This is a genomic window from Bacillus sp. JJ722 (assembly GCF_036963345.1).
In the GTDB taxonomy this organism is placed as follows: domain Bacteria; phylum Bacillota; class Bacilli; order Bacillales; family DSM-1321; genus Bacillus_AD.
On the sequence record NZ_JBALMO010000357.1, the window covers coordinates 1 to 3,446 of the forward strand.

General features: G+C 35.8%; 3 protein-coding genes. All 3 read left to right on the top strand.

Annotated elements, in window-relative coordinates; translation table 11 throughout:
• Positions 1 to 190: 190 nt before the first annotated feature.
• The 3 genes from sucC to dprA all read left to right on the top strand — a co-directional run bounded on the left by sucC (position 191) and on the right by dprA (position 3,271).
• Complete coding sequence (sucC, locus tag V7014_RS26070) at positions 191 to 1,351, top strand: ADP-forming succinate--CoA ligase subunit beta (protein ID WP_335511854.1); 1,161 nt, start codon at positions 191 to 193, stop codon at positions 1,349 to 1,351.
• Between the two features lie 18 nt (positions 1,352 to 1,369).
• Positions 1,370 to 2,290 carry a succinate--CoA ligase subunit alpha gene (sucD, locus tag V7014_RS26075; protein WP_335511856.1) on the top strand — a complete coding sequence of 307 codons (921 nt, stop codon included), beginning with the start codon at positions 1,370 to 1,372 and terminating at the stop codon, positions 2,288 to 2,290.
• A gap of 84 nt (positions 2,291 to 2,374) precedes the next feature.
• A complete protein-coding gene (dprA, locus tag V7014_RS26080; RefSeq protein ID WP_335511858.1) occupies positions 2,375 to 3,271 on the top strand; it encodes a DNA-processing protein DprA in 897 nt (298 codons plus the stop codon).
• The last annotated feature ends 175 nt before the right edge of the window (positions 3,272 to 3,446 follow it).

Genomic DNA, 3,446 nt, shown 5'->3' on the forward strand with positions numbered 1-3,446 from the left:
ATACTGTAGTATATTTTATATTTTGATAATATTTTTTTGAGATTTTTTAAGTAGAATTGCTAGACAAGTTTTGACACATTTTATACAATGAAAGCGCAATCTAATTTTATTGATGATTGAGTTTGGAAGTACTTTATTTCAAATGACGCAATATTTCAAAAATTGTAAGTGTTAATTAGGAGGATGGGACATGAATATCCACGAGTATCAAGGGAAAGAGGTCCTCAGAAAATATGGTGTTGCTGTACCGAATGGTAAGGTAGCATTTTCTGTGGAAGAAGCTGTTGAGGCAGCAAAAGAGCTAGGTTCACAAATCTGTGTTGTTAAAGCTCAAATACACGCTGGCGGAAGAGGGAAGGCTGGCGGTGTAAAAGTAGCAAAAAATCTTGATGAAGTTCGTACATATGCGGGTGAAATTTTAGGTAAGACACTCGTAACACATCAAACAGGTCCTGAAGGTAAAGAGGTTAAACGTTTGCTAATTGAAGAAGGTTGCGACATCAAGAAAGAATATTACGTAGGGTTAGTTTTAGACCGTGCGACTTCTCGAGTAGTTCTAATGGCTTCTGAAGAAGGCGGAACAGAAATCGAGGAAGTAGCAGAAAAAACACCTGAAAAAATATTTAAAGAAGTAATTGATCCAGTTGTTGGATTAACGGGATACCAAGCAAGAAGAATTGCATTCAATATTAACATTCCAAATGAACTAGTAGGTCAAGCTGTTAAATTTATGAATGGCCTTTATACTGCATTTGTTGAGAAAGATTGTTCAATTGCAGAAATCAACCCATTAGTAGTAACTGGCGATGGAAAAGTAATGGCACTTGATGCGAAGTTAAACTTTGATTCAAATGCTTTATATCGCAATAAAGACATTGTAGAATATCGTGACTTAGAAGAAGAAGATGCGAAAGAAATCGAAGCATCTAAATACGATTTAAGCTATATTGCTTTGGATGGGAACATCGGTTGTATGGTAAATGGTGCAGGCCTTGCTATGGCAACTATGGATATTATTAAACATTATAATGGAGACCCAGCTAACTTCCTAGATGTTGGGGGCGGTGCGACTGCTGAAAAAGTAACGGAAGCCTTCAAAATCATCCTATCAGACGATAAGGTAAAAGGTATTTTTGTTAATATTTTTGGTGGAATCATGAAGTGTGATGTAATTGCTGAAGGTGTAGTAGAAGCAGCAAAACAAGTTGGACTTTCTGTACCGTTAGTTGTTCGTCTTGAGGGAACAAACGTTGAGTTAGGTAAAGAAATCTTAAAGAATTCTGGCATTGATATTACAGCAGCAGAATCTATGGCTGACGGTGCACAAAAAATCGTTTCATTAGTAGGTTAATAGTTAGGGGGGTTCATAATGAGTGTATTTATTAATAAAGATACAAAAGTAATTGTACAAGGTATCACAGGGTCAACAGCACTTTTTCATACAAAACAAATGCTTGAATATGGTACAAAAATTGTAGGGGGAACAACTCCTGGAAAAGGTGGACAAGTTGTTGAGGGAGTGCCTGTTTTCAATACGGTTAAAGAAGCAGTAGAAACAACAGGCGCAAATGCTTCTGTTATTTATGTACCAGCACCATTTGCTGCTGATGCAATTTTAGAAGCAGTAGATGCAGAGCTAGACTTAGCGATTTGTATTACAGAGCATATTCCTGTTTTAGATATGGTAAAAGTTAAGCGTTACATGGAAGGAAAGAAAACTCGTTTAGTAGGTCCTAACTGTCCTGGCGTTATTACTCCAGGAGAATGTAAGATTGGTATAATGCCAGGTTATATTCATACTAAAGGGCATATTGGCGTTGTATCTCGTTCTGGAACATTAACTTATGAAGCGGTTCACCAATTAACACAAGCAGGTCTAGGACAAACAACTGCAGTTGGTATCGGTGGCGATCCGGTAAATGGAACTGACTTTATTGATGTTTTAAAAGCATTCAATGAAGATCCAGAAACATATGCAGTTATTATGATTGGTGAAATTGGTGGAACGGCTGAAGAAGAAGCTGCAGAGTGGGTTAAAGCTAATATGACAAAGCCGGTAGTTGGCTTTATCGGCGGCCGTACTGCGCCTCCAGGTAAGCGTATGGGACACGCTGGTGCCATTATTTCTGGTGGTAAAGGAACTGCTGATGAGAAAATCCGTGTTATGAATGAATGCGGTATGAAAGTAGCTGAAACACCATCTGTAATGGGTGAAACATTAATCTCTGTTCTTAAAGAAAAAGGATTATTTGACAAATGTAAAACTCATGAAGCTGCTTCGGCTCTTTAATTAAAAATAGTAAACAGGTTTAAAAAGTCACCCCTTTGAAAAACAGGGGGTGTCTTTTCTATACAATTAAGAGGAGGAGTAAAGTTGCAAGAGTATGAAAAAAGGTTAATATTATTACATCATTGTCGAGGCATTGGTTGGAAATCTATTAAACAAATCTTACAAGTTGATAGACAGTTGCAAGCGATATTCACAAGAAGTCTCCATGATTGGCAAATAATTCTCCCAAAACTCTCCTATCATCAACTTACTCTCTTTTATAAAGATCTTCATACTATCCCAATTAATCAAAAACTTAATGAGTATCTATCGAATTCTATTATTATATTAACTATTTTTAATGATGCATATCCAGAACGTTTAAAGCACATTTATAACCCACCATGGGTATTGTATATGAAGGGAAACACAAAACTACTACAACAAGAGAAAACCCTAGCCGTAGTAGGTGCGAGAAAGCCTTCGCAATATGGACTAGATGCTATGTCCTCCATTATTCCTAGACTTACTAATGATGGATATGTTATTGTAAGTGGTCTAGCGAGTGGTATTGATACTTGTGCACATAAAGCAGCTATTCAGTCGAGGGGAAAAACTATTGCAGTATTAGGTGGAGGTTTATATCATATTTATCCTAGGGAAAACACATCTTTAGCGATGAAAATGATGAATGAACAACTAGTTCTTTCTGAAACTCCTCCAATACAAAAGAGTGAGCCATGGATGTTTCCGATGAGGAATAGAATAATAAGTGGATTAAGCGATGGTGTTTTTATTATAGAAGCAAAAGAAAAAAGTGGCTCTTTAATCACAGCATCTCAAGCATTGGAACAAGGTAGAGAGGTATTTGCACTACCTGGGAATATTAATAGTACTTTATCAATAGGTACAAATAAGCTCATCCAAGAAGGAGCGAAACTAGTATTGACTTACGAAGATATCATTAATGAATTACCATATAAATCAGTCCGTTCAACATAATATGTCTTAGCTTTGTAAAGATATAAGAAATTTTTGTATGGAATCTCTACAAACAGTAAAGTAAAATAGAAAGTTGTATGAAGTAACCATAAAAATAATGAATTTTTCATTAAAATATAAAAAATGTAAGAAATATACAAAGAAAAATTCAAAATAGGTTGAAATATCTTTAATT

What these genes read in the sequence shown, in the direction of transcription:
- sucC (WP_335511854.1), top strand. Translation starts at nt 191, where the DNA reads ATGAATATCCACGAGTATCAAGGGAAAGAGGTCCTCAGAAAATATGGT.
- sucD (WP_335511856.1), top strand. Translation starts at nt 1,370, where the DNA reads ATGAGTGTATTTATTAATAAAGATACAAAAGTAATTGTACAAGGTATC.